Here is a 23,639-nt window from a genome sequence, read left to right as displayed (position 1 = left end):
GCCGTGCCGACACTGATCGGACGCGAGGCGGAGCTGGACCGGGTCACCGGTCTCCTGGGCCGTCGCGGGGCGCTGGTCGTCACCGGTGGCCGCGGCAGCGGCCGGTCGCGGCTGCTGACGGTGGCCGCCGAGCGCGCCCACGACCGTGGGCATCGGGTCGTCGCCCTGCCCGCCCCGGCCGAGCCGCTGACCGTGGTCCGGCGCCTGCTGCTGGCGGTGCGGCGCGACCTGCCCGCGCTGGCGTCCGCGGACGCGCGGGCCGCACTCGCCTTCCTCGAGCTCGCCCCCGGGCCGCCCCCGGCCGATCCGGCCCGGGCCGCCCGGGCCGTGCTGGCCGAATTGGACCAGCGCCGTCCGCTGTTCCTCACCGTCGACGACGTCGATCTGCTCCCGGCGGCGACGGCCGCCCTGGTGAGCACGGTGACCGGGGTGGCCGGTGCGGTGCTGCTGGCCGGCCGGGCCGACCGGATCCCGGCCCCGCTGACGCGGTTGCCCCGGCTCACCCTGCCCCCGCTCGGTCCGCGGGACTCGATCCAGCTGCTGGAGACCCGGCCGCATCCGCCGACCGGGCGGGCGCGGGCCGAGGTGCTGCACCACGCCGCGGGCAACCCGGCCGCGCTGCTCGAACTCGGCGGGGGCGACGGCCCGCTCCGGTCCGAGTTCGCCCGGCGGGTCGCCGCCCTGCCCGACCCCACCGGCCGCCTGCTGCTTCATCTGGCCGCCGTCACCGCGCCGGGCTCGGCCGGGCCGAGCCCGGCCGGGCCGGTCGACCCACGGCTGGTCGCCGCGGCCGCGGGCGTGGCCGGGACGGCCTGGCCGGCGGCCGAGCGGGCCGGTCTGATCGTGGCCGGTGGGAGCGCCGTGGCCTTCGTCCATCCGGTGGCGGCGGACGTCGTCTATCACGCCGCCACCGCCCACCAACGGGCCCAGGCGCATCGCGGGCTGGCCCGGCACCGGCCGGAGCAGTGGGGACTGCACCTCGCCGCGGTCACCTCCGGTCCGGACGAGACGGTCGCGGCCGGGTGGGAGGCGGCCGGGGCCGGGCTGCGGTCCCGCGGCGAGTTGATGCCGGCGGCCCTCGCGATGGAGCGGGCCGCCGCCCGATCGCCCGGCCCCGAGGCGGCCGCCCGGCGCCTGGCCCGGGCGGTCGCCGACACGCACCGCCTCGGCGCGGCCGGCTGGACCGCGGACCTGACCGCGGCGATGCGCCGGCTCGGCACCGATCCGGAGTCCACCGCGTCCGCCGAGTTCACCGCGGCGCTGGCCCTGTCCCGGTCCGGGCGCCAGCACGACGCGTACGGCGTGATCACCGCCGCCCGCCGATCCGGCCGGAGCGCCACGGTGGCCATGACCAGGCTGGTCGCCTCCGTCGCGGCCATCTCCGGGCAGGCCGGCCACCGGCGGGGGCTGGCCGGCCTGCTGGCCGAGGTCGCGCCGCAGCTCGACCCGGCCGACCTGGTCCTCATGCGGCTGATCAGCGACCCCGCCGACCCCGCCGGGCGGGCCTTCGCCGCGCTCATCGAGCCGCCCCGGCCCGGCGACGACCGGCGCACGCTGGCCGTCCGGGGAACGATCGCCGCCTTCGCGGACCGCTCGGACCTCGCCGTCGCCCTGCTGCGGGCGGTCCGGGACGACGAGCCGGGCGCCGGGCCGGCCCTGGTCGCGCGGGGCGAGACCGACACCGCCCTGGGCGCGGTCGGGGACACCAACCCGGCCCTGGTCGCCGCCCTGATCGACACCGGGCGGTGGCCGCTCGCGGACCGGGTCGCGGACTCGATCGACGCCTCGGGGCTGCCGGTGCTGCGGGCCGCCCTGGAGGCGCTGCGAGCCCATCTGCAGGCGCTGCGTGGTGACAGCGCCGGGGCGATGCGGCTGGTCCGCTGCGCCTGGGCCCGGATCGACGTCGAGCAGCATCGGTCGGTCCACATCCGGCTGCTGCGGGCGGCCGGGCTCGCGGCCATGGTCGCGGGCGACCACGACGACGCGTACCGGTATCTGCGGTCGATGTTCGATCGGGAGGGGCGGCCGCTCGAACCGTTCCTGGCCGGGCGGGGGATCGCCGACCTGGTGTCCGCGGCGGTACGCAGCGGGCACGCCGACGAGGCCCGGCCGATCCTGGCCGCGGTGCGGGCCGAGGCCGGGGCCGATCCGACCGTACGGCTGCAAATGCTCCTGCACCACGCCGAGGCGCTGCTGACCGACGGGCCCGAGGCCGACCACCGGTTCGAGCTGGTCACCGGCTGCGAGGCCGCGGCGGAATGGCCGTTCGAGCTGGCCCAGGCCCGGCTGCACCACGGCGAGTGGCTGCGCCGGGCCCGCCGGCCGCGCGACGCCCGGGCCCGGCTTTCGGCCGCGGCCACGACCTTCGCCGAGCTGGGCGCGACCCGGCCGGCCGAGTACGCGCAGCGCGAACTGCAGGCCAGCGGCTCGACGGCCCGGTCGGGGCTGCTCACCCCGCAGGAACAGCAGGTGGCCGAGCTGGCGGCGCGCGGGTTGCGCAACCGGGAGATCGCCGAGCTGCTGTTCATCTCGGTCCGGACCGTCGGCGCCCACCTGCGCAGCGTCTATCCCAAGCTCGGGATCAGCGGCCGCCACCACCTGCCGGCCGCGCTGGGCTCTTAGGGCCCGATCCAGTTTCTGTTCACTGATCGTGAACTGACCGCCCGAATACTGGCCGGAATGGGGAGAATCCTGTCCGAATCTCACGGATTGCGCCTGCAGATCATGGGTCCACTGCGGATCTGGCGGGGCGCGACCGAACTGGACGCCGGGCCTCGCCAGCAGCGGTGCCTGCTGGCGCTGCTGCTCGCGCACGAGGGCCGCCCGGTCAGCATGTCCGACCTGATCGACCTGATGTGGGGACCGGCGCCGCCGGCGAGCGCGATCAACGTCATCCACAAGTACGTCGGGGTGCTGCGCCGGCTGATGGAGCCGGAGCTGACGCTGCGCGCGCCCGGGTCGTACCTGGCCCGGCACGACACCGGCTACCGGTTCACGGCCGGTCCGGAGACGCTCGACCTGGTCGCGTTCCGCCGGTCGGTGGCCCGGGCGCGGCAGGAGGCGGGCCGGGACCAGCCGGACGCGGCGCTCGCCCTCTACCTCGACGCGCTCGGCCACGGCCGCGGGCCGGCCGGGGACACATTGGCCGACAGCGCCGCCGCCACGGCCACCTTCGCCGGCATCGACGGCGAGTTCTTCGACGCGACGGTGGCCGCGGCCGCGATCGCCGTCGAGGCTGGGCGGCCGTTGCCGGTGCTGCCCGCGCTGCGGCTGGCGGCGCGGATGGGGCGGATGCACGAACCGGTGCACGCGGCCCTGGTGACAACCCTGGCCGCGGCCGGTCACCAGGCCGAGGCGCTGGAGGCGTACCGGAGCATCCGCGCGCGGCTGGCCGACGAGCTGGGCATCGACCCCGGGCGCGAGCTGCAGGAGGCCCAGCAGCGGGTGCTGACCCAGTCGGTGGCCCCGGCCTCGCCCGTTGGGCACCACATGTGGCCGGCTCAGCTGCCACCGGATCAACCGATGTTCGTGGGCCGGACGCACGAGCTCGCGATCCTGCACGGTCTCGTCGGCGAGATGCGCGACAGCCGGCGGACGAGCCCGATGGTCGTCGCCGTGGACGGCATGGGTGGCGTCGGCAAGTCGACCATCGTCACGCACTTCGCCCACCAGATCGCCGGGAACTTCACCGACGGGCAGCTCTATCTGGATCTGCGCGGCCACGAGGGGGAGGGCGGCGGCGTCCCGGCCGCGGATGCCTTGCGGTCCCTGCTGTACGCGTTGGGTCTGCGCGCGGCCGACACCCCGGACACGTTCGACGCGCTGGTCGGCGCGTACCGCAGCCTGACCGCCGGGAAGCGGGTCCTGGTGCTGCTGGACGACGTGCGCGACGCGGCCCAGGTGCGCCCGCTGCTGCCCAACTCCGTCGACAGCCTGGTGCTGATCACCAGTCGGGGCCCGCTGGTCGGTCTGGCCGCCTCCGACGGCGCCCGCCTGTACCGGGCCGGGCTGCCCGATCCGGCCGACGCCCGCGAGATCCTGGCCGCCCGGCTCGCCGCGCGGCCCGGCCCGAAACCCGACGACGCCTCCCTCGACGAGATCGTCGAACTGTGCGGCCGGTTGCCGCTGGCCCTGGCCATCCTGGCCGCGCGGCTGTGCGTGCGGCCCGCGTTGTCGCTGTCGGCGGTCGCGGCCGAGCTGCGCGACGGCGTACGGCGGCTCGAGGCCTTTCCCGAGGGACGCGGGGTGACCGATCCGCGGACCGCCTTCTCGTGGTCGTACCGCCAGCTGAGCCCGGGTGCGGCCCGGCTGTTCCGGCTGCTCTCGATGGCGCTCACTCCGGGGATCACCCTGGAGGCCGCCGTCAGCCTGTCGGGGCGGGAGCCGGCGCGGACCCGGGCCGAGCTGGCCGAGCTGGCCGAGGCCGCCCTGGTGGCCGAGAGCGAGGACGGCTGCTTCACGTCGCACGTGCTGGTGCGGGCGTACGCCGAGGAGCTGCTCCAGGCGGCCGACCCCGACGTCGAGCAGCGGGCCGCGAGGGGCCGGTTGCTGCAGTACTACCTGCACAGCAGCTTCAACGCCCAGGTCGTGCTCGAGCCGACCCGCCCGCCGATCCCGCCCGCGCCGGCCGAGCCCGGGGTGCGGCCGGAGCGACCCGGTTCGTACGACGAAGCCATCGCCTGGTTCGCCCGGCACCGCACGGTCCTGAGGGAGGCGGTGCGGGTCGCGGCCGACCTCGGTCTCGGCCCGGTCCCGTGGCAGCTGGCCCTCACCATGCAGCAGTACTTCGAGTGGTTCGGCTACTTCCAGGACTGGGAGGACGTCATGCGGTTCGCCCTGCGCGCGGCCCGCGACCAGGGTGACGTGATCGGGGAGGCGCACGTGCTGCGCAGCCTGGCCGGCGCGCGCTGGTTCTTCGACGCGAACGAGGAGGCGCTCACGTTGCTGTCGGCCGCGCTCGAGGTCTATGTGGACCACGGGATGCTGCTGGAGCAGGCGCTGACGTACATCAACTTCTATTCGGTGCACGCGGCGCTGGGCGACCAGCAGCGCGCCCTGGAGTGCGCCGAGACGGCCGTGAAGCTGTGCCGTGCGGCCGGGAACGAGAACTCCGAGGCGCTGAGCCTGGGCTACATGGGCAAGGCGCTGACCCGGCTGGGCCGGTACGACGAGGCCGCCCCCGTGCTGCGGGAGGCGTTGGAGATCAACTCGCACGGCGGGCGCCGGCACGTCGAGGCCATGATCCGGGTGGCGATCGCCGACAACCTCGACAAGCTGGGCCGGACCGGCGAGGCCGGGGACGAGCTGATCCGGGCGGTCGAGGCGGCCCGCTCGGTGGGGCAGGGGCCGTACCACTTCGAGGCGTTCCGCAGCCTGGCCGAGCTGCGTCTCGCCCGGGGTGACCGGGCCGGCGCCCGCGACGCGTACGAGCAGGCCCGCGCGGTGCTGGAACGCTTCCAGGGCGGCGGGCCGCGCCACATGCGGGCCGCCCTGGAACACCTGGCCGACAAGCTGACCTGAGGGTCGATCCAGAGGTTGTTCACTGGTCCTCCACAGGGGTCTGGCTGACTCCGGGGATGACTCGCTCGCCGGTTCTATTGCCGGCCGACCCGCCGTGGTTCGCCGGGCGCCGCATCGAGCTCGGCCTTCTGCACGACCTGTACGCCGGCCTGCGAGGCGGCGGTCACCCCGGACCGATGGTGATCGCGGTCGACGGGGTCAGCGGCGTGGGCAAGTCGGCCCTGGTCACCCGGTTCGCCCACACGGTCGCCCCGGAGTTCCCGGACGGCCGGCTCTACCTCGACCTGCGCGGGCGGCGGGGCGAGGACGGCCGCGAGGCGCTGCGGGCCCTGCTGATCGGCCTCGGCGCCGCCGCCGCGGAGGTCCCGGACACGTTCGACGGGCTGGTCGGCGCGTACCGGTCCGGGACCGCGGGGGCGCGCCTGCTCGTGGTGCTCGACGACGTCCGGGACCCGTCGCAGGTCCGCCCGCTGCTGCCGGACTCGCCGGACAGCCTCGTGCTGGTCACGAGCCGGCGCCCGCTGACCGGGCTGGCCGCCTCGGGCGGGGCGTGCCTGGTGGAGCTGGACCGGCCGGACCGGATGGAGGCCCGGGAACTGCTGACCGCTCACCTCGGCAGGGAGCACGACCCGGCCGTGCTGGACGAGATGGCCGAGCGTTGTGGGCGGCTGCCATTGGCGCTGACAATCGCGGCGGCCCGCCTGCTGGCCCGCCGCCAGGTCGGTCACGAACCGGCCAGAACTGTCGCATCAGGGGGGTTCGAGCTCGATTCGCCCGACGGCCCCGGCCCGTACTCGAGCACGACGCCCTTCACGTAGCGCGGAGTGGTGGGGAGGTCGGCCCCGCCCACCGCGAGCATCAGCGGGCGGCCCGGGGTTCCGGCGATGCCGTGCAGGCTCAGGCCGACCGCGTCCGGCGGCTGTGGTGCGGGCACGCCGGTCCACGCGCCGGTGCTGTACGAGGCGAATTTCGCGCTCGGGGTCTGGGAGTTCTCGATCAGCCAGGGCAGTCCGGCCGGGTCCGTCGTCACGTCGGGCAGCGCACCCGTCGGAGCGTCCGGGAGCACCTCGAACGATCCGCCACCACCACGCACAGCCAACCCGCCGTCGCCGACCGCCCACAGCTCGGCCGACGAGCGACCCGCGAGGGCGTCGAACGAGGACTCCTGGTTGTATTCGTGGGTCTACTGCTGGCGGGCCGGGAGCAGTTCGGCCAGCAGCGCCTCGATCCGCGCTCTGATCTCGTCGCGGATGGGGCGGACGGCGTCGACGCCCTGGCCGGCCGGATCGTCCAGCTTCCAGTCCTCGTAGCGTTTGCCGGGGAAGTACGGGCAGGCGTCGCCGCACCCCATGGTCACGATGACGTCGGAATCCTGAACGGTGTCGTACTCGAGGATCTTCGGCTGCTGGCCGGTGATGTCGATGCCGGCCTCGCGCATGGCCTCGACGGCGGCGGGGTTGATCCGGTCGGCGGGTTCGGAGCCGGCGGAGCGAACCTCGACGGCGTCCCCGGCGAGGTGCCGGAGCCAGCCGGCGGCCATCTGGGAGCGGCCCGCGTTGTGGACGCAGACGAAAAGGACGCTGGGTTTGTGACTCACGGTGTCGATCCTTCGCTCGAAGGGCGGGTACGGGCCTCGACGACGACATGGTCGGCGGACCGTCCCGCGCCGGGATAAAGGGCGAGCAGCAGGCCGGCTCCGATCAGCAGGCCGGCGAACTGGGCGATGACGAAGCCGGGCACCGAAGCGGGGGCGATGCCGGCGAAGGTGTCGGTGAAGGCCCGGCCGACGGTGACGGCCGGGTTGGCGAAACTGGTGCTGCTGGTGAACCAGTAGGCGGCGCCGATGTAGGCCCCGACCGCGGCCGGAGCCACGGCGGCCCGGCCGGACCGGGCGAGCGCGAAGATCAGCAGGACCAGGCCGGCGGTGGCCACGACCTCGCCGAGCCACAGGTGCCCGGCCGACCGGTCGCGGTCGGAGAAGGTGACCGGGGCCAGGTCGAACATGAGGTTGGCCAGTACCGAACCGGCGATCGCCCCGAGGGTCTGCGCCAGCGTGTAGGCCGCGAGGTCGGTGCCGGACAGCCCGCTCCCGGTGCGCCGGCCCAGGAACCAGTCGGCCGCGGACACAACCGGGTTGAAGTGCGCGCCGGAGACCGGCCCGAACGTCAGGATCAGGGTGCCGAGCGCGAACGCCGTGGCGATCGAGTTCTGCAGCAGTTGCAGGCCGACGTCGTCGGGCGACAGCGTGGTGGCCATGATGCCGGAGCCGACGACGGCCGTGACCAGCAACGCGGTACCAGTGAATTCGGCCAGCAGGCGCCGCCGGACAGCGATGGGGTTCATGGTGTGCGACCGGACGCTCAGTCCGGTTCGGGCATGTCGAGCAGCGCCGACAGTCGGCGCATGAGGGCCGCCTGAGGGCGGTAGTAGACCCAGCTGGCCCGGCGTTCGGCGGTGACCAGGCCGGACTCCTTGAGCACCTTGAGGTGGTGCGAGATGGTCGAGCCGGAGATCGCGAACGCCGGCGTCAGGTCGCAGACGCAGATCTCGCCGCCGGGCGCGGACGCGATCATCGACATGAGCTGCAGGCGGATCGGGTCACCGAGCGCCTTGAACGCGTTCGCCAGCGACCCCGCCGCCTCGGACGGGATGCGGCTCTGCGCCATCGGTGCGCAGCAGCCGCCGGCGACGGCGACCGACTGACCTGGTTTCGACATGCGTCGAGGTTGACAGATGTCGAAACCGCATGCAACTGTCGGTTTCGACAAACGTCAAGTTCGACAGATGTCGAATCCGTTTCGGCTTCGCCTGGAGGAGCTCATGAGCACCCAGCTGCCCATCGCGGTGATCGGCGCCGGACCCGTCGGCCTGGCCGCCGCCGCCCACCTCGCCGAGCGCGGCCTGCCCTTCGTCGTCCTGGAATCCGGCAACCAGCCGGCTGCGGCCGTGCGCTCCTGGGGCCACATCCGCCTGTTCTCGCCGTGGCGCTACAACATCGACGCCGCCGCGGCCCGGCTGCTCGGCGAGGCCGGTTGGGTGCGTCCCACCGACGACAAGCTGCCCACCGGCGCCCAGCTCGCCGCCGACTACCTGCAGCCCTTGGCCGATCTACCCGCGGTCAAACCGCACGTGCGGTACGGCGCCCGGGTCACCGCGATCACCCGGCTCGGCCTGGACCGGCTGCGCAGCGCCGGCCGCGCCTGCACCCCGTTCCTGATCCGGTTGGCCCACGGCGAGGACGTGCTGGCCGGCGCGGTCGTCGACGCCTCCGGCACCTGGCACACCCCCAACGTGCTCGGCGCCTCCGGGATCCCCGCCCACGGCGAGAGCGAGGCGGCGGCGTACCGGGAAACCGCTCTTCCCGACGTGCTCGGCCGCGACCGGGACCGGTTCGCCGGCCGCCGGATCCTGGTGGCCGGGGCCGGGCACTCCGCGGCCAACACCCTGTTGCTGCTGGCCGAGCTGCCGGGGACGACCGTCACGTGGGCCATCCGTTCGGCGTCGCCGGCCCGCACCTATGGCGGGGAGAGCGCCGACGCGCTGCCCGCCCGCGGCCGGCTGGGCACCCGGCTGCGCGAACTCGTCGAGTCCGGCGTGATCAGCCTGCTCACCGGGTTCGGCGTCCAGTCGGTCGCGACCGGCGCCGACGGCGTCGAGGTGTCCGACGGCGCCCGGACGGTGACGGTCGACCGGATCGTGGCGGCCACCGGGTTCCGGCCCGACCACAGCGTCGCGGCCGAGCTACGCCTGGACCTCGACCCGATCCTCGGTTCCACCCGCGCTCTCGCCCCGCTGATCGACCCCAACGAGCACTCCTGCGGCACCGTTCCGCCGCACGGGGTCGACCAGCTCACCCATCCTGAACCGGGCTACTACGCGATCGGCGCCAAGTCATACGGCCGCGCCCCGACGTTCCTGATGGCCACCGGCTACGAGCAGGCCCGCTCTGTGGCCGCCGCCCTGGCCGGGGACTGGGAAGCCGCCCGCGACGTGCGACTCGACCTGCCCGAAACCGGGGTCTGCTCCAGCAACGTGCCCCTGGACGCCGACAGCATCACCGCCGAACAGGGTGGCTGCTGTGGTGCACCCGCCGACCAGGGCCTGGCCACCGGTATCGAGGGCGGCCTGCTGCGCACCTCGCTCACCGTGATCAGCGCGCCGGCATCGACCGATCAGCAGATCGGCGGCTGCTGCAGCTGACCCGTGGCCTCTTTCCGCACGGTGGCTGCCGACCGGACCGGCGGCAGCCACCGGCTCGACTCCCGCCGCGCCACCGCGATCGTCGCCGCGCTCGCGGTCACCCAGACCGTCGGCTACGGCACCCTCTACTACGCCTTCGCCGTCTTCCTCGTCCCCCTCGCCACCGACCTGGGCGCCTCCACCATCGCGATCACCGGCAGCTTCACCGCCAACGTGCTCGCCTCCGCCGCCCTGGCCATCCCCGTCGGCCGGTGGCTCGACCGGCACGGCGGCCGCGCCCTGATGACTCTCGGCTCGATCGGCGGCGCCGTGCTACTGGTCGCCTGGTCACAGGTCGGCAGTGTGTGGCAGCTCTACGCCGTGCAGATCGGCATAGGACTCGCCTCGGCGACCTGCCTCTACGAGGCCGCATTCGCCGTCATCATCGCCTGGCACAGCCCGCACCGACGCTCCACCGCGCTGCTCACCCTGACCGTCGTCGCCGGATTCGCCAGCACCATCTTCCTGCCGCTGACCGGCTGGCTCGTCGAGCAGTACGACTGGCGCACAGCCTTGCTGATCCTCGCGGCCGTCAACGCCGTGCTGACAGTCCCGCTGCACGTCGTCGTCGTTCGCGCGGCGCCGATCCCCGCGGCGGAAACCCGAGTTCAAGAGCCGCCCGGACGCCTCGAAGCCGTCCTGACCGACCGCGGCTTCTGGCTCCTGGCGGTCAGCTTCACCGCCCACACCGCCGTCATCGCCGCGGTCGGCGTCCTGCTCGTCGCGGCGCTGATCAACTGGGGTCACTCCGCTGCCTTCGCCGCCACCGTCGCCGGGCTGTTCGGCGTTCTGTCGGTCACCGGCCGCCTGGTCGCCACCGGTCTGCAACGCCGCTTCCGCACCACCAGTGTGGTCGCGGCCATCTTCCTGCTGCAGGGCATCGCCGCGGTGGGCCTCGCCTGGTTCGGCCGGGACGCGACCGCCGCCGTGATCGCCGTCATCGGGTTCGGGCTCGGGTTCGGCGTCGGCAGCATCGCCAAACCACTCCTGCTGGCCGAGCGCTACGACACCCGCCGCTATGCCACCATCGCCGGCGTCCTCGTGGTCCCGACGACGATCGCCAAGGCGGCGTCTCCGTTGGCCGCCGCGGCCCTGCACAGCACGACCGGCGGCTACGGGCCGGTGTTTCTCGTGGCGGCGGTGATCAGCATCGTCGCCGCCGGCACTCTTGCCGCGGTCCCGCGCCCGCGAGGCGGTTGCTAGCGCGATTCGTCGAAATCCAGGAACGGGGTCAGCAGGCCGGGCGTGGCGGCGTCGGCCGCGTCGAGGCCGGTGCCGGTGGCCACGTCGCGGATGGCGTAGGCGCCTGAGCCGGCTGCGGTGGTGGCGCGGATGGTGGCCAGGTCGGCCCGGCGCTGGAAGAGGGACTGGCGTACGGTCCAGCCGATGATGCCGCGGCGTTGCAGGGCGACCGTGCTGCGGCGCACCGAGCCGCTGCGGGCCACCAGGTAGTCGCCGTGCAGGCCGTGGCCCAGGCTGCGGTAGGCGTCCACGGCCAGCGCCGCGGCCACCGGCACGGCGATCAGGGCGGTGATCCAGGCCAGGTGCAGCAGCACGTCGGTGAGCAGCAGGCCGAGCAGGAGCAACGGCAGTTCGGCCAGCAGCACCCCGCCCAGGGCCCAGCGCAGGCGGCGCCCGCGGGCCGCGACCGGGTGCGGGGAAAGGTGCACGGCCTCGGTGGGGGAGACCGGTTCCCGTACGACATCGGCCGCGACCTGGTGGGCCAGCGGCCCGGGGGCCGGTGGCAGCAGGGTGCTGTGCTGGGCCTTGTCCTCCTCGACGGAGATCGAGCGGGTGGTCAGCAGCCCGCGTCGCACCCGTAGCGTGCCGCCGGCCTCGCGGTCGAGCCTGTAGTTCCACCACATCTCGACCCACAGGCCGAGCGCGCCCACGGCCCCGAGCACCAGTGCCGCCGCGACCAGCACGGCCAGGCCCCCGATCAGGCCGAGCCCGCTGAGCCGGTCGATCGTCCACTCGACGAGGTTGCCGGAGAGGCCGAACCAGTCGGCCACCTGCAGCGCCCCGCCGACCGCGGAGAAGCCGAGCAGCGGGGCGACGAACGACAGCGGCGCGTACCGGATCCAGCCCCGGTCGAGCACGGCCAGGGTGCCCTCGGCGGTGGCGGCTGCGGCGGGGCGGTCGAGCAGCGTACGCCGTAATTGATCGCCCGTGGCCCGGCTGACCGGGCTCAGGCGTACGGTGCCCTTGTCGGCATGTTCGCCGGTGCCGATGCGCACCGAGACGAGGCCGAAGATGCGCAGCAGGGGGTTGGCGGTGACGTCGACCGTGCGGATCCGGCTGCGCTGCAACGAGCGCCGGTTCTTGATGAACATGCCGGTGTGCAGTTCGACGCGATCGGGGCCGACCCGGTAGCGGCTGAACCGCAGACGCAGCCACTCCGCGACCGTGCCGATCACGACGACGACCACCGCGCCGGGCAGCACCCAGCCCAGGGCGACGGCGACGGAGATGTCGGACAGGCCGATCGCCGACGGCACCCCGGCCGCCACTGCGACACCGAGCATGAGGATCACCGACACCGGTACGGCCCGCGGGTCGAGCCGCTGCCACTCGGAGCTCACGTGGCGTCCCCGGGAATGGCCTGAGTGGCCTCGGTGAGCTGCTCGGCGACCTGCTCGGCGTGGACGTGGTCGAGACCGGGCATGGTCACCGCCCCCCTGGCCGACGCCGTCGTCACGACCACTGTGGCCAGACCGAAGCGCTGCTCGACCGGGCCGCGCCGGGTGTCCACGGTCTGGATGCGCGACAGCGGCGCCACCCGCCATTCCTGCCAGAACCAGCCGGTGCGCGTGTAGACGGCGGTGTCGGTGACCTCCCACCGGTGCACCCGGAACCACCAGCGCGGCAGGGCCAGCACGGCGCCCAGGCCGATCACCGCGATGACGACGGCCGGTGCGACCAGCCAGAACCGGGCGGGCCGGATCAGCAGCCCGAGGACGAGCAGCACCACGACCGGCCCGGCGAACAGCAGCACGAGGTCGGTCGACCACCAGCCGACGGCACGCCGGTCGGACTTGCGGCCTCCGGCCGTCCGCTCCGCCACCCATGCCACGGACGGGTCCGCGTCGGCAATTGATTTGGTCGGCCCGCTGCATTTCATGGCGTACACGGCGTCACGGATTTGAGTCCCGCCGGCCCCACCGACCAGGCGCGAATTGCGGTAGTCGGTGGCCGGGGCATTTCGAACATGTGTACGATCGCAGGGTGAATCGAGGTCCGCTGCTGCACGCCGACGCTGATGCCTTCTTCGCCTCAGTGGTGTTGCGGAGCCGGCCGCAGCTGGCCGCGCTTCCGGTCGCCGTCGTCGCTCATGTGATCATTGCGAGCGCGAACTATCCGGCTCGGGCCCGTGGCGTCCGGTCCGGCGTGCTCACGCAAGAGGCGCTGCTGCAGTGTCCCGAGCTGATCCTCGTCGATGTGCCGCGGGGTGAGGTCGAGGAGGCCGGGGACGCCCTGCTCGACCTCTTCCGCGACTGCGCCCGGGCGGTCGAACCCGGCTCGATGGAGGAGGCTTTCCTCGACGTCGGCGCGCGCAGCACCGAGGAGGCGGTCGCGGCCGGTCGTGAGGTGCGGCGGCGCGCCGCGGCCGAGCTCCGGATCCCGGTCAGCGTCGGGGTCGGGCGCACCAAGCTCATGGCCAAGCTGGCCTCCCGGGCCGCGAAGCCCGACGGGCTGCACGTCATCGGGCCCGGCCGGGAGGCCGAGTTGCGGGCCGGGCTGCCGTTGCGCGACGTCTGGGGCGTCGGCGCCCGTACGGTCGAGCGTCTCGAATCGCTGGGCATCACCGGTCTGAGCGGGCTCGACGATATTCCGTACGACACATTGCGGCGTTTGTGCGGCACCGCGATGGCCCGTCGGCTCCGGGCGATCCGCGAGGGATCCGACGACGCCGTCGTGCGCCCGGTCGAGCATCGTTCGACTCTCTCGTCGGAGGGGTCGACCAAAGGCTACGAGCGGCCGGACTGGACCCCGGCCGAGCTGGCGGCGATGTGCGTCGAACGGGTCTGCCGTCGCGCCGAGCGGGCCGGGCTCCTCGCGTCCGGCCTGACCCTCACGACGCGCCCGGACGACGAGGGTCCGGCCCGGGTCCTCAAGGGGAAGCAGCCGGTCCCGACCGCGAGCCCGCAGGTCTGGTCCGCGGTCGTCCGGTCCCTGCTGGCCCGGGCCGATCCGTCCCCGCTGGCCGGCCTCCGCGTCACGCTGACGGCCCTGGTTCCGGTCGATCGTGTCCAGAACACGCTCTTCTAGACTGGCCGCATGCGGCAGGAGCTGAAAGACCTCACCTTCTCCGACCATTCCGAGTGGTTCGGCCTGGGTCCGCTGGCGCTCGCGGTCTTCGCCGGAATCCGTGCGTTCCTGGCCGACGAGTCCTTCGCCCGTGGGGCCTGGGCCGCCATCGCCGTCCTCATGCTGATCCTCTGCGCCGTCTACGTGTTCTGGACGTGGCGGCGCAAGCGCACCTGAGATTCCCGGAGAGCGCCCGGCGCGAGTTTGCCGTTGTTGTGAAATAGATCATCCACGTAGGACCCTCGAGAGGCCTCCTCGTACGCTGTCCGCGCCGGTCGGAACATCGACCGGCGCGGATCGGTCACGGGGAGTTGCTGCATGCTGTCCAAAAAACGCTGGGGCGCACGATTGGTGGCGCGCCGGCGCCGGTTCGCTGTGCTCGGTCTCGTGGTCGCGGCCGGGCCCGCGTTGATCGGTTTGACGCCGGTGGCGGCGGTTGCCGACCCGAAGGGTGTGGACTGGCCCGAGCCCAAGCCGCTCGAACGCGTCCAGCTCGACCGCAGCAAGAAGGCCGCCGCGCCCAAGGTCCCGGCGAAGACGTACGCCAAGTTCGCCGTCGGCACGAACGCGTCGCTGCCGGCCGCGCAGGACAGCACCGTCCGGCTCACCGGCCGGACGAAGGTCCGGGCCGGCTCGTCGCCGGTGTCGGTCGCGCGTGGCGCCCAGGGTTCCGCGCCCGAGCAGGTACGGGTGACGACCGTCGACCAGAAGACGGCCCAGGCCGCCGGGGTCCGCGGCGTGATGTTCGCGCTGCGCGGCACGGGCGCCGCCGGCCAGGTCGACGTCGAGGTCGACCCGTCGACGTTCCGCAACGCCTACGGCGGCGGCTACGAGTCGCGGCTGCGCCTGGTCCAGCTGCCCGCGTGCGCGCTGACCACCCCCGAACTCGAGCAGTGCCGCGTACGGACGCCGCTGCCCGCACTGACCGGCACGCCGCTCGCGGCCTCGGCCTCGGTCTCGTCCGGGGTCACGGTGCTCGCCGCCGAACCGGACGCCTCGGGCCGCAGTGGCGACTTCAAGGCCACCGACCTCTCGGCCGGCGGGTCGTGGTCGACCAGCGGTAACACCGGCGCGTTCACCTACAACTACCCGATCTCGGTGCCGTCGGCGGTCGGCGGTGGCAGCCCGGCGCTGAGCCTGTCGTACAGCTCGAGCTCCCAGGACGCCCGCACGCTGGGCACGAACAACCAATCCTCGTGGGTGGGCGACGGCTGGAACACGCCGGACAACTTCATCGAACGCACCTACCGCAGCTGTGAGGACGTCGAGGGCTCGGGCGCGCCGGAGCACTCGGGCGACCTGTGCTGGGCCGGGCAGATCCTCACCCTCTCGCTCAACGGGTCGTCGACCGAGATCGTCTACGACGACAAGACGAAGACCTTCCGCTCGGCGAACGACAGCGCCACCACAAAGATCGAAAGCTTGACCGGCGCCACCAACGAGACCAAGAACGGTGAGTACTTCCGGGTCATCGAGAACGGCGTCCAGTACTACTTCGGGCTCAACCGCTTGCCCGGCTGGACCTCGGGCAAGGACGAGACCAAGTCCGTCCGTACGGTTCCGGTGTACAAGGCGCACGGCGGCGTGGCGGCCTGCCCGGACGGCTCGTTCGCCGCCACCTCGTGCAAGCTCGGCTACCGGTTCGGGCTCGACCTGGTCGTCGACCGCAACAGCAACGCGATGGCCTACTACTACGGCCAGGAAACCAACTTCTACGGCGCGAACATGAAGGACACCGCCGTCGAGTACGTGCGCGGTGGAACGCTGAAGCGGATCGAGTACGGCCTGCGCGCCGGCTCGGTCTACTCGGCCCCGCCCTCCGGCAAGATCACCTTCAACACCACTGAGCGTTGTTTCCCTGGTGAGCCGGCCGGCAACACGTGCGCGAGCGACCAGTTCGGCGTCGAGCACGCCGAGTACTGGCCCGACGTGCCGGTCGACCTGAACTGCACCAGCGGCAAGGACTGCATCAACCACGCGCCGAGCTTCTGGTCCCGCCGGCGCCTCGCCTCGATCGTCACCGAGGTGCTGGTCGACGGGGAGATGACGCCGGTCGACCGGTACGACCTGACGCAGACCCTGCCCGACGGCGGCGACCACGCCCCGACCCTCTGGCTGCAGTCGATCAAGCACACCGGCCTCGACAAGTCGGGCGGGGCGACCGCGACCGCCGACGGCGGAACGGTCAGCTTCAACCCGGCGCAGCTCTTCAACCGCGTCGGCACGCTGCCCGGCCTGCCGAAGATGTGGTACAACCGCATCGGCAACGTGACCTCGGCGACCGGCGCCGAAACGGTCGTCACGTACGACACGCCCACCTGCTCCGGGCTGCCGGCCAGCGACCTCGCCGACGAGAACGACACCAAGGCACAGGCGTTCGCGTCGACCAACAAGACCGGCTGCTTCCCCGTCTACTGGACCCCGCAGGCGCAGCCTCGCCCGCTGATCGACTGGTTCTACACCCACCCGGTCAAGTCGGTCGTCACCCTCGACAACTGGAACAAGTACCAGGACGGAACCCAGCCCAAGCTGGTCACCGAGTACGCGTACGAGGGTGACCCGGGCTGGCACTACGACGACAACGAGGTGGTCGAGAAGAAGAACCGCACCTGGGGCCAGTTCCGGGGCTACCCCGAGGTGCACGTGACCACCGGCGACACGTCGGTCTTCCACAAGAACAACAAGACCGAGGTGTACGACCGGAAGACCCTCACCAAGACGTACTACTTCCTCGGCATGAACGGCGACGTCCTGCCCGGCGGCAAGACCCGCAGCGTGCCCGCCCTGAGCAGCACCGACGGCACGGTGTCGGTCACCGACTCGCCCGAGCTGGCCGGTCAGGTCTTCGAGACCGTCACCTACACCGGCGTCGGCGGCACACCCGAGTCGGCCACGGTCAGCGTCCCGAAGATCATCGGCCCGACCGCGTCGCGGGCCCGCACCGGGCTGCCCACGCTCGAGGCCAACATGGTGGTCCCGTCGCGCACTCTCACCCGGCAGAAGGCCTCGTACGGCTGGCGCAGGACCGAGGTTGCCACCTTCTACAACACGACGCTGGGCCAGAGCACCACCGGCATGGCGGTCCAGCAGGTCGACCGGGGTGAGACCGGTGCGACCGGCAACGTCCCCCTCTGCACCTTCAACAAGTACGTCGACCTGACCGTCCCGATCATCGGCGGTGGCACGGCGGGAATCGTGCTGCCGTCCGAGCTGATCAAGACGAATCAGGACTGCGCGGCGGCCGGCGCGACCCCGTCGGGCACGCTGATCTCGGACGCCCGCACCTTGTACGACGCGGCCGGAAACCCCACGCTGGTCAAAGCGGCCGCCACGGCGAGCGGCACCACGGTGAGCAAGTGGCTGGACACCAGCTCGACCGCCTACGACATGTACGGCCGGGCCAAGACGGTGACCCGCACGCCGAACTCGACCGGGCTGGCTCAAGCGGTCCACACCCGGTACTCACCGAGCACGGGCGAGCTGCCCAAGACGCTCACCACCGTGACTCAGGTGACCTCCGGCACTGACTGCTCCGCGGCCACGGTGTCGAGCAAGGACTGCCAGGTCGCCACGATGACCCTGGCCCCGGCCCGGCAACTGCCGATCGCCGAGACCGACATCGCCGGCGGCCTGAGCTCGGCCGAGTACGACGGACTGGGCCGGCTGACCAGCGCATGGCTACCCAACAAGAGTCGGGAAGCCAAGGCGCCGGCCAACATGAAGTACGAGTATCTGCTGCGGTCCACGGCGCCGAGCGTGGTCACCACCCAGACGCTCGCCGACAACGACAAGACCGACGCGCCGATCACCTACATCGCGAGCAAGGTGCTGCACGACGCGATGCTGCGCCCGCTGGAGACACAGAGCACCGGTGAGAACGGCGCCACCATCGTCTCCGACGTCCAGTACGACTCGCACGGCTGGACCGTGCTGACCAACGACGCGTACGCCGTCGACGGCAGCCCCGGCGACAGCCTCATCTCCGACCACCTCTCCCAGGTGTCGGTCCCGTCGACCACCGTCATCGACCACGACGCGATGGGCCGGGTCACCCAGACCACGGCCGAGCACAACGGCGTCGAGACCTTCCGTACGCGCACCGCCCACACCGGCGACAAGGTCACCACGGTCCCGCCCACCGGCGGGATCGCCACGACCCGCATCACCAACGCCCGGGGCAAGCTCACCGAGCTGCAGCAGTACACCACCGTGCCCACGCTGTCGGGCAGTGTCACCGCCGGGTTCACCGCCTCCGGGGGCGTTTCGAACAGCATCAAGTACGAGTACACCGACGCCGGGATGCCGAGCAAGACCACCGGACCTGACCAGTCGACCTGGGTCGACACGTACGACCTGCTCGGCCGCAAGACCAAGCACGTCGACCCGGACACCGGCACCAGCCTCACCCAGTACGACGACGCCGGCAACCCGACCCTCAGCAAGGACGGCCGCGGCGTTCAGCTGAGCTACACGTTCGACCTGCTCGGCCGCCAGCTCACCGGCACCAAGGTCAGCACCAAGTTCCAGTTCGCCTCGTGGACGTACGACACGCTGCGCATCGGCTCGCCGACCTCCTCGACCCGCAAGGTCTCCGGCGTCGAGGGCGGCTACACCGTCGAGGTCGCCGGCTACTCCAAGCTGGGCCGGTCGATGGGTCAGAAGATCTCGCTGCCGTCGGCCGAGGCACCGCTGCCGGTCTCGTACGAGACGTCGTTCGCCTACACCCCGAACAACGAGCTGCTGGCCCGGCAGACCGACCCGGCCGTGGCCGGCCTGCCCGAGGAGACGATCACCTACGGTCGCGGGCCGCTCGGCACGCCGACCAGCACCAAGGGCATCGAGGCCTACATCTCAGGCACGATCTACACCGAGTTCGGCCAGCCGAGCAAGGTGACCCTCGGGCCGTCGACCAAGCAGGCCGAGGTCATGTACGAGTACGACCCGTACACGTTGCGGCGAAGCGGCCGCACGGTCTCGCGGGCCGAGGGCATCGGCCCGGTCGTCGACCAGACGAACTACACGTACGACGACGCCGGCAACCCGCTGTCGGTGACCAACAAGCAGACCGAGAACGGCAACCCGGTCACCGACACGCAGTGCTACCGCTACGACTCGCTGGCCCGGCTGGCCGACGCGTGGACGGCTTCGGGAGCCTGCCCGGCCGCGAACGTCCTGAAGCCGGCGGCCGGTGGAGTGGCGAGCGGCACCGGCTCGTACTGGCAGTCGTTCACGTACGACGCGATCGGCAGCCGCAGGCAGCTGGTCGACCACTCCACCACCGGCGGCGCGGACGTCACCACGGCGTACACGCTCGGCTGTTCCACGGGCTGCAACGGCACCGGGGCCCAGCCGCACACGCTCACCGAGACCAAGGGCAACGCGGACCCGACGAAGTTCGTCTACGACGTCGGCGGCAACCTGCTGACCCGCACCGCCACCAGCGGCAAGAACCAGACGCTGAAGTGGGACGACGAGGGCCGCCTGGCCGAGGTGGCTACGAGCAACGGCACCACCAAGTTCGTGTACGACGCGGACGGCAACCAGCTGATCCGGCGCGACCCGAAGCGCACCAGCCTGTTCGCCGGTGACACCGAGGTCGTCATTGACACCACGGCGCCGGCCAAGCCGGTGTCGCTCGGCGCTGTCCGCACGTACAGTCACGGCGGCGCAGGTCCGGTGGCGATCCGTTCCACTCTGCCCGGCGGCGGCGCGCATTATCTGATCAGCGACTCGCACAACAACGCCACGCTGACCATGGACACGAGCACCCAGGCCGTGGCCCGTCAGCAGTTCAAGCCGTACGGCGAGGACAGGGCCAACGCCAACCCGACGGCATGGCCCGACATGACTCGCGGCTACCTGGGCGCCCCGAGGAACATCGACACCGGCTACACCGACGTCGGGGCCCGCAAGTACGACCCGGTGCTGGGTCGCTTCATCAGCCCCGACCCGATCCTGGAGCTCACCGACCCGAGCCAGCTCGGCGGCTACACCTACGCCGGCGACAACCCGATCACCCACTCCGACCCGTCCGGCCTGCGCATCGACCCGACCCGACCCGGCTGCGAGGAGGGCAACGGCGGCGCCTGCGGCGGCAAGGAGTCACCCAGGCGAATCGACGTGGTCGAGGACGGCAACGGCGGCGGCACGGTCGGCGGCGTCCGGGTGACCAACGCCCAGGTCAAGGGCAACGTCTACCACTTCGAGAAAGAGCTCGACTACGCGTACGACCAGTACCAGCGGGCCTGGGGCAGCAGCTGGGACAACATGGACGACGACAAGAAGATGCTGTACATGATGAACGGCGCCTGCCAAGGCTCGGCAGGCTACGGCTCAGCGTGCTCGAACATCTACGCCAACGACGTCAAGAACGCCCTCAACGTTCGCACCGTCGGCAACCTCATTCCCGGTCTGAACTCGAAGGACCTCGGCGAAGCCATCCTGAACAGCGAAGGGGGCGCTCCGGCCTCGGCCCTGATCTCCGAGGGCAAGGTCATCAAGGCCGCGACCAAGGTCAGCGCCTCCGACGCATATGAAGATCTCGCAGCGATGGCTAAGGGAGTGGGTAAGGCCTGCGTCCGCGGCAACAGCTTCAGTCCCGATACCGAAGTTCTGATGGCAGATGGCTCGACCAAGCCGATCTCCGAGGTCCGTGAGGGCGACGAAGTCCTGGCCACCGATCCGGGGACCGGCGAAACTACCGCCCAACAGGTGACAGCCCTTCACGTCAACATCGACACCGCCCTGGCCGACCTGACCGTTGAACTCGCCGACGGCCGGAGTGCGACCGTCCACACCACCCGGGATCACCCGTTCTGGACTCCTCAGCGCAACCAGTGGACCGGCGCCGGGTTGTTGGATCCTGGTGAGGACCTCACGACAACTTCTCCTCTGACCCGGCCGGAAGTGGACGACGTACGCGTCTTTGCCGGTCGGCAGGTTATGTTCGACTTGACTGTCGAGAAGGTCCATACCTACTACGTGCTGGCCGGCGGAACGCCTGTTCTGGTTCACAATACGGACTGTCTCCCAACAGCCGGAGAAGCCCAAGACATGGTGAAGGCGGCCGAGCCGGTAGGATCCGCGCTCAAGGAAGACCGTTGGCATCGCTCGGCGGCGTTCGTGGTCGACGACATCGCAGAGAACGGAACTGTCTTCCGCATCACCGGCGGGGACGGCGTTGAGCGGACGCTGGTCCAGATGCCAGGCGAGGTCAATGACATCCCCGGGCGCTTCGAATGGATTCTCGACGGTAGTAATCTGACACATTCCATGTTCGTCAAGAACGGAACGATCAACGGAGTACCGATCAAGCCATGACCAATTCTTCGTTAGAGCTGTCCTTGCCGACTGATTTCATATTGCGTTACGCCGTCCCGACGGCCGGCGAATTAGTGGCCGGGTATCGTCTTGGGTGGCTGACGCCGCAGACGACGGTGGAGCTCGCCCTGGCCGGCTTGGGCGTCGTACCGGATGCCACGGCGGCGTACGAGGAACTCGCGTTGCTTTTGTCGGACCGCCTCTACGAGCTTCCAGCCTTGATCGACGATATCGAGCGATCAACGGGCCGGGACACGAGCAGCACGAGGTTCTGGCTCTTTTTGGCCTTGAGATGGGTATATGACCATCGAACTGATTTTTCAGATCCGCTGGGGACGGTCGAGCAGTTGTATGCGGACTTCGACTATCCCGAAGAAGTGGAAGGATTCGTTCGCTTTCTCCCGGTGGCCGATGGTGCACGGATGGGCGTCGATGCCTTGTTCGGAAGATGGCTTGCGTATCTCGAGACGTCCGAGGTTGCTTACCGGCGCCGTTTTCACCGAGACGGCGCCTGAGCGCGGTCGGTGTTGCCGCCGCGGGTAGGCAACAAGACGAACGGGATTTGCACGATTTCCGGACCAGCCTCGAGGTTGAGGATCGGCAACCCCTTCTACCCCGCTCTCCGCTGCCCCCGGTGCGCCTAGCGATGGTGACCTTCGAGTGCACGTGCTCGGATCTCTGGATCGATCTTCCACTGGGATGGACCCTAACTAAGGCGGCGCGGCGGATCGAGCAGACAGTCATGGAGGGCTGGAAGGAAAAGGGAGTGCGACTCGTCAACCGGCGCGATCCAGAGATTAAAGTGCCTTTCGGCGGTTACTTCTGAACGGAGAAGCAAGATGGGTACGTGGGGACCAGGGCCGTTCGACAGCGATCTGGCTGAGGACTTCGTCGATCAGGACCAGGGTCGCTGGAAGATCGGCGGACCCCTCGCCGTATGACCGGGCCCTGTCTCGGATCGATATCGCCGCCGGGTCCGGCCCGATCGTCGTGCGGTGTCTTCCCGAATCGTATGTCTTGCGGATCGAAGGCGGCCGCGCTCAACGCGGGCTGCTGGCTGAGATCCTTCGGGACGTCGCGGTGGCCGGCGACGTCACGAGCCACTTGCACATCGAGTATTTCGCCGGCCATGACTACCTTGACGAGTCCGCAGACCCGCTGGTTGTCGCGCTCGGTTAGGCAGGTTCGGGACCGAGGGTGCGCTGCCTATCTGGAAGAAATCCGTAACCTTTCGGACCCGAGGTTATGTTTTGTCCGACGTGCGACGAATAGGTTTGGCCGCAGTTGTTTCTTGGCTGGAACAGAATGGCGCCAGGATGGCATCGCGAGGTGTGGAGACCAGGCTCGTCGGCCCGACGACCGGAGGAAGTAAGGACTCGGCTTCGGTCGAATTCACGTCGCCCGACTGCCTCGTGGCCGCAACCGTGTGGGATTCGGGCGAGAGTGAAGTGATCACTGCATTCGTCCACGGCCACGAAGACCCCCTCGTGATGATTCAGGACCTCAACGACTCCGAGGGTGTGTCCGCTTTGCTGGATCGCGTGTCCCCAGACCTCACGACCGAGGGGTGGAACAGGGCCCGTCGGGTCTCGAACGCCCGAGGTCTGCCTGTGGCCCGGACACTGGCGGTGGCACTGACCACTGGTTCTGCTGTAGCGGCGACGACCTGCTGAATACTAGGGGTGACGAAGCCTTCGGTACCTTGTTCCCGGCCCAGAACGGCTGGTACGACAAAGAATAATATTGGAGAGTGGGGCTGAGGTCGTCGAAGTTCGTCATCATACGAACGAGGTCGATGAGCTCGTCGGGGTGGATATCGCCTTGGGTGAGCGGACTCTGGTCGTCTGGTCTTATGAGGGTGAGGTGCAGATGTCGGCCCGAAAGACGGCGTGAAGGAGACCTGTGTCGAATCTCAGCAACACGGCTCAACGGCTCGTTCAGGCTGTCAGCGATGCTGATAGCCGACGGGCCTCCGAAGCGACGCGCGAGTACATCGAGCAAGTGACGTTCGCGACGGCGGACGACATCGTCGCGATGTTGCGAGAGAGCCTGGGCCGGGACTGGTCGGCGTTGCCGCCCTGGGCTCGTAACCTTGCCTATCGCCTGGCCTGCCTCCAGCGCCCCGATGATGCGGGACTGTTGAGGGAAGCGGCCGCGGATCTTCTCTCGTTCGGCCCGGACTGGGACGAGCATGCGGAGCGATTGAAGGAACAGGCGAACCGACTGTCGAACTGATCGTTGAGCATCGAGTA

The 23,639-nt window shown here is 70.9% G+C and carries 18 protein-coding genes; 12 read left to right on the top strand and 6 right to left on the bottom strand.

The annotated features are described in order from the left end of the window. Positions 1–3 precede the first annotated feature (3 nt). The 3 genes from M1L60_RS24120 (at position 4) to M1L60_RS24110 (ending at position 6,338) form a co-directional block, all read left to right on the top strand. Positions 4–2,622, top strand: coding sequence for a helix-turn-helix transcriptional regulator (locus M1L60_RS24120; RefSeq protein WP_253239765.1), 2,619 nt, complete (start codon positions 4–6; stop codon positions 2,620–2,622). An 87-nt stretch (positions 2,623–2,709) separates the two neighbouring features. Beyond that, positions 2,710–5,520, top strand: a complete 2,811-nt coding sequence (locus M1L60_RS24115; protein WP_274622899.1) for an AfsR/SARP family transcriptional regulator — start codon at positions 2,710–2,712, stop codon at positions 5,518–5,520. A gap of 56 nt (positions 5,521–5,576) precedes the next feature. Continuing rightward, a complete protein-coding gene (locus M1L60_RS24110; protein WP_253239764.1) occupies positions 5,577–6,338 on the top strand; it encodes a tetratricopeptide repeat-containing protein in 762 nt (253 codons plus the stop codon). On the opposite strand, the gene M1L60_RS24105 is transcribed toward M1L60_RS24110, so the two are convergent. The 4 genes from M1L60_RS24105 to M1L60_RS24090 form a co-directional block, all read right to left on the bottom strand. Further along, positions 6,245–6,550, bottom strand: a complete 306-nt coding sequence (locus M1L60_RS24105) for a hypothetical protein (RefSeq protein WP_253239763.1) — start codon at positions 6,548–6,550, stop codon at positions 6,245–6,247. The genes M1L60_RS24110 and M1L60_RS24105 overlap by 94 nt on opposite strands. Before the next feature lie 153 nt (positions 6,551–6,703). Next, on the bottom strand, positions 6,704–7,117 hold the full coding sequence (locus tag M1L60_RS24100) for an arsenate reductase ArsC (RefSeq protein WP_253239762.1): 414 nt from the start codon (positions 7,115–7,117) through the stop codon (positions 6,704–6,706). Beyond that, entirely contained in the window at positions 7,114–7,863 is a 750-nt protein-coding gene (locus tag M1L60_RS24095) for an aquaporin (protein ID WP_253239761.1), read from the bottom strand. Before M1L60_RS24095 ends, M1L60_RS24100 begins: the two co-directional genes overlap by 4 nt. 17 nt (positions 7,864–7,880) lie before the next feature. Beyond that, positions 7,881–8,237 carry an ArsR/SmtB family transcription factor gene (locus M1L60_RS24090; RefSeq protein WP_253239760.1) on the bottom strand — a complete coding sequence of 119 codons (357 nt, stop codon included), beginning with the start codon at positions 8,235–8,237 and terminating at the stop codon, positions 7,881–7,883. Between the two features lie 103 nt (positions 8,238–8,340). Between M1L60_RS24090 and M1L60_RS24085 the strand changes: the two genes are divergently transcribed. Together M1L60_RS24085 and M1L60_RS24080 are read left to right on the top strand one after the other, a co-directional pair. Next, positions 8,341–9,720, top strand: coding sequence for an FAD-dependent oxidoreductase (locus M1L60_RS24085; RefSeq protein ID WP_253239759.1), 1,380 nt, complete (start codon positions 8,341–8,343; stop codon positions 9,718–9,720). 3 nt (positions 9,721–9,723) lie between these two features. Continuing rightward, positions 9,724–10,962: an MFS transporter gene (locus M1L60_RS24080; RefSeq protein ID WP_253239758.1), complete on the top strand. Its 1,239-nt coding sequence runs from the start codon at positions 9,724–9,726 to the stop codon at positions 10,960–10,962. On the opposite strand, the gene M1L60_RS24075 is transcribed toward M1L60_RS24080, so the two are convergent. Next, the gene (locus M1L60_RS24075) at positions 10,959–12,341 is read right to left on the bottom strand and encodes a PH domain-containing protein (RefSeq protein ID WP_253239757.1); all 1,383 of its coding nucleotides are present in this window, start codon (positions 12,339–12,341) and stop codon (positions 10,959–10,961) included. The two genes, M1L60_RS24080 and M1L60_RS24075, sit on opposite strands and share 4 nt — an antisense overlap. Beyond that, a complete protein-coding gene (locus tag M1L60_RS24070) occupies positions 12,338–12,832 on the bottom strand; it encodes a PH domain-containing protein (RefSeq protein WP_253239756.1) in 495 nt (164 codons plus the stop codon). Before M1L60_RS24070 ends, M1L60_RS24075 begins: the two co-directional genes overlap by 4 nt. A 152-nt stretch (positions 12,833–12,984) precedes the next feature. Between M1L60_RS24070 and M1L60_RS24065 the strand changes: the two genes are divergently transcribed. The 7 genes from M1L60_RS24065 (at position 12,985) to M1L60_RS24045 (ending at position 23,622) form a co-directional block, all read left to right on the top strand. After that, positions 12,985–14,028 (top strand): DNA polymerase Y family protein, encoded by a 1,044-nt coding sequence (locus tag M1L60_RS24065; protein ID WP_253239755.1) that lies wholly within the window; start codon positions 12,985–12,987, stop codon positions 14,026–14,028. A 9-nt stretch (positions 14,029–14,037) separates the two neighbouring features. Next, positions 14,038–14,244, top strand: coding sequence for a hypothetical protein (locus tag M1L60_RS24060; RefSeq protein WP_253239754.1), 207 nt, complete (start codon positions 14,038–14,040; stop codon positions 14,242–14,244). Between the two features lie 141 nt (positions 14,245–14,385). Further along, positions 14,386–21,387 carry an RHS repeat-associated core domain-containing protein gene (locus tag M1L60_RS24055; protein ID WP_253239753.1) on the top strand — a complete coding sequence of 2,334 codons (7,002 nt, stop codon included), beginning with the start codon at positions 14,386–14,388 and terminating at the stop codon, positions 21,385–21,387. Further along, complete coding sequence (locus tag M1L60_RS24050; protein ID WP_253239752.1) at positions 21,384–21,902, top strand: DUF2247 family protein; 519 nt, start codon at positions 21,384–21,386, stop codon at positions 21,900–21,902. The genes M1L60_RS24055 and M1L60_RS24050 overlap by 4 nt, the downstream gene beginning before the upstream one ends. 475 nt (positions 21,903–22,377) lie before the next feature. Next, positions 22,378–22,566 carry an Imm32 family immunity protein gene (locus M1L60_RS48545; RefSeq protein WP_438862150.1) on the top strand — a complete coding sequence of 63 codons (189 nt, stop codon included), beginning with the start codon at positions 22,378–22,380 and terminating at the stop codon, positions 22,564–22,566. 80 nt (positions 22,567–22,646) lie between these two features. Beyond that, a complete protein-coding gene (locus M1L60_RS48640) occupies positions 22,647–23,060 on the top strand; it encodes an immunity protein TriTu family protein (protein WP_498370528.1) in 414 nt (137 codons plus the stop codon). A gap of 229 nt (positions 23,061–23,289) precedes the next feature. Beyond that, positions 23,290–23,622 carry a hypothetical protein gene (locus M1L60_RS24045; RefSeq protein ID WP_253239751.1) on the top strand — a complete coding sequence of 111 codons (333 nt, stop codon included), beginning with the start codon at positions 23,290–23,292 and terminating at the stop codon, positions 23,620–23,622. The last annotated feature ends 17 nt before the right edge of the window (positions 23,623–23,639 follow it).

The organism is Paractinoplanes aksuensis (assembly GCF_024137025.1).
In the GTDB taxonomy this organism is placed as follows: domain Bacteria; phylum Actinomycetota; class Actinomycetes; order Mycobacteriales; family Micromonosporaceae; genus Actinoplanes; species Actinoplanes aksuensis.
This window is presented reverse-complemented; position numbering and strand designations above follow the sequence as displayed.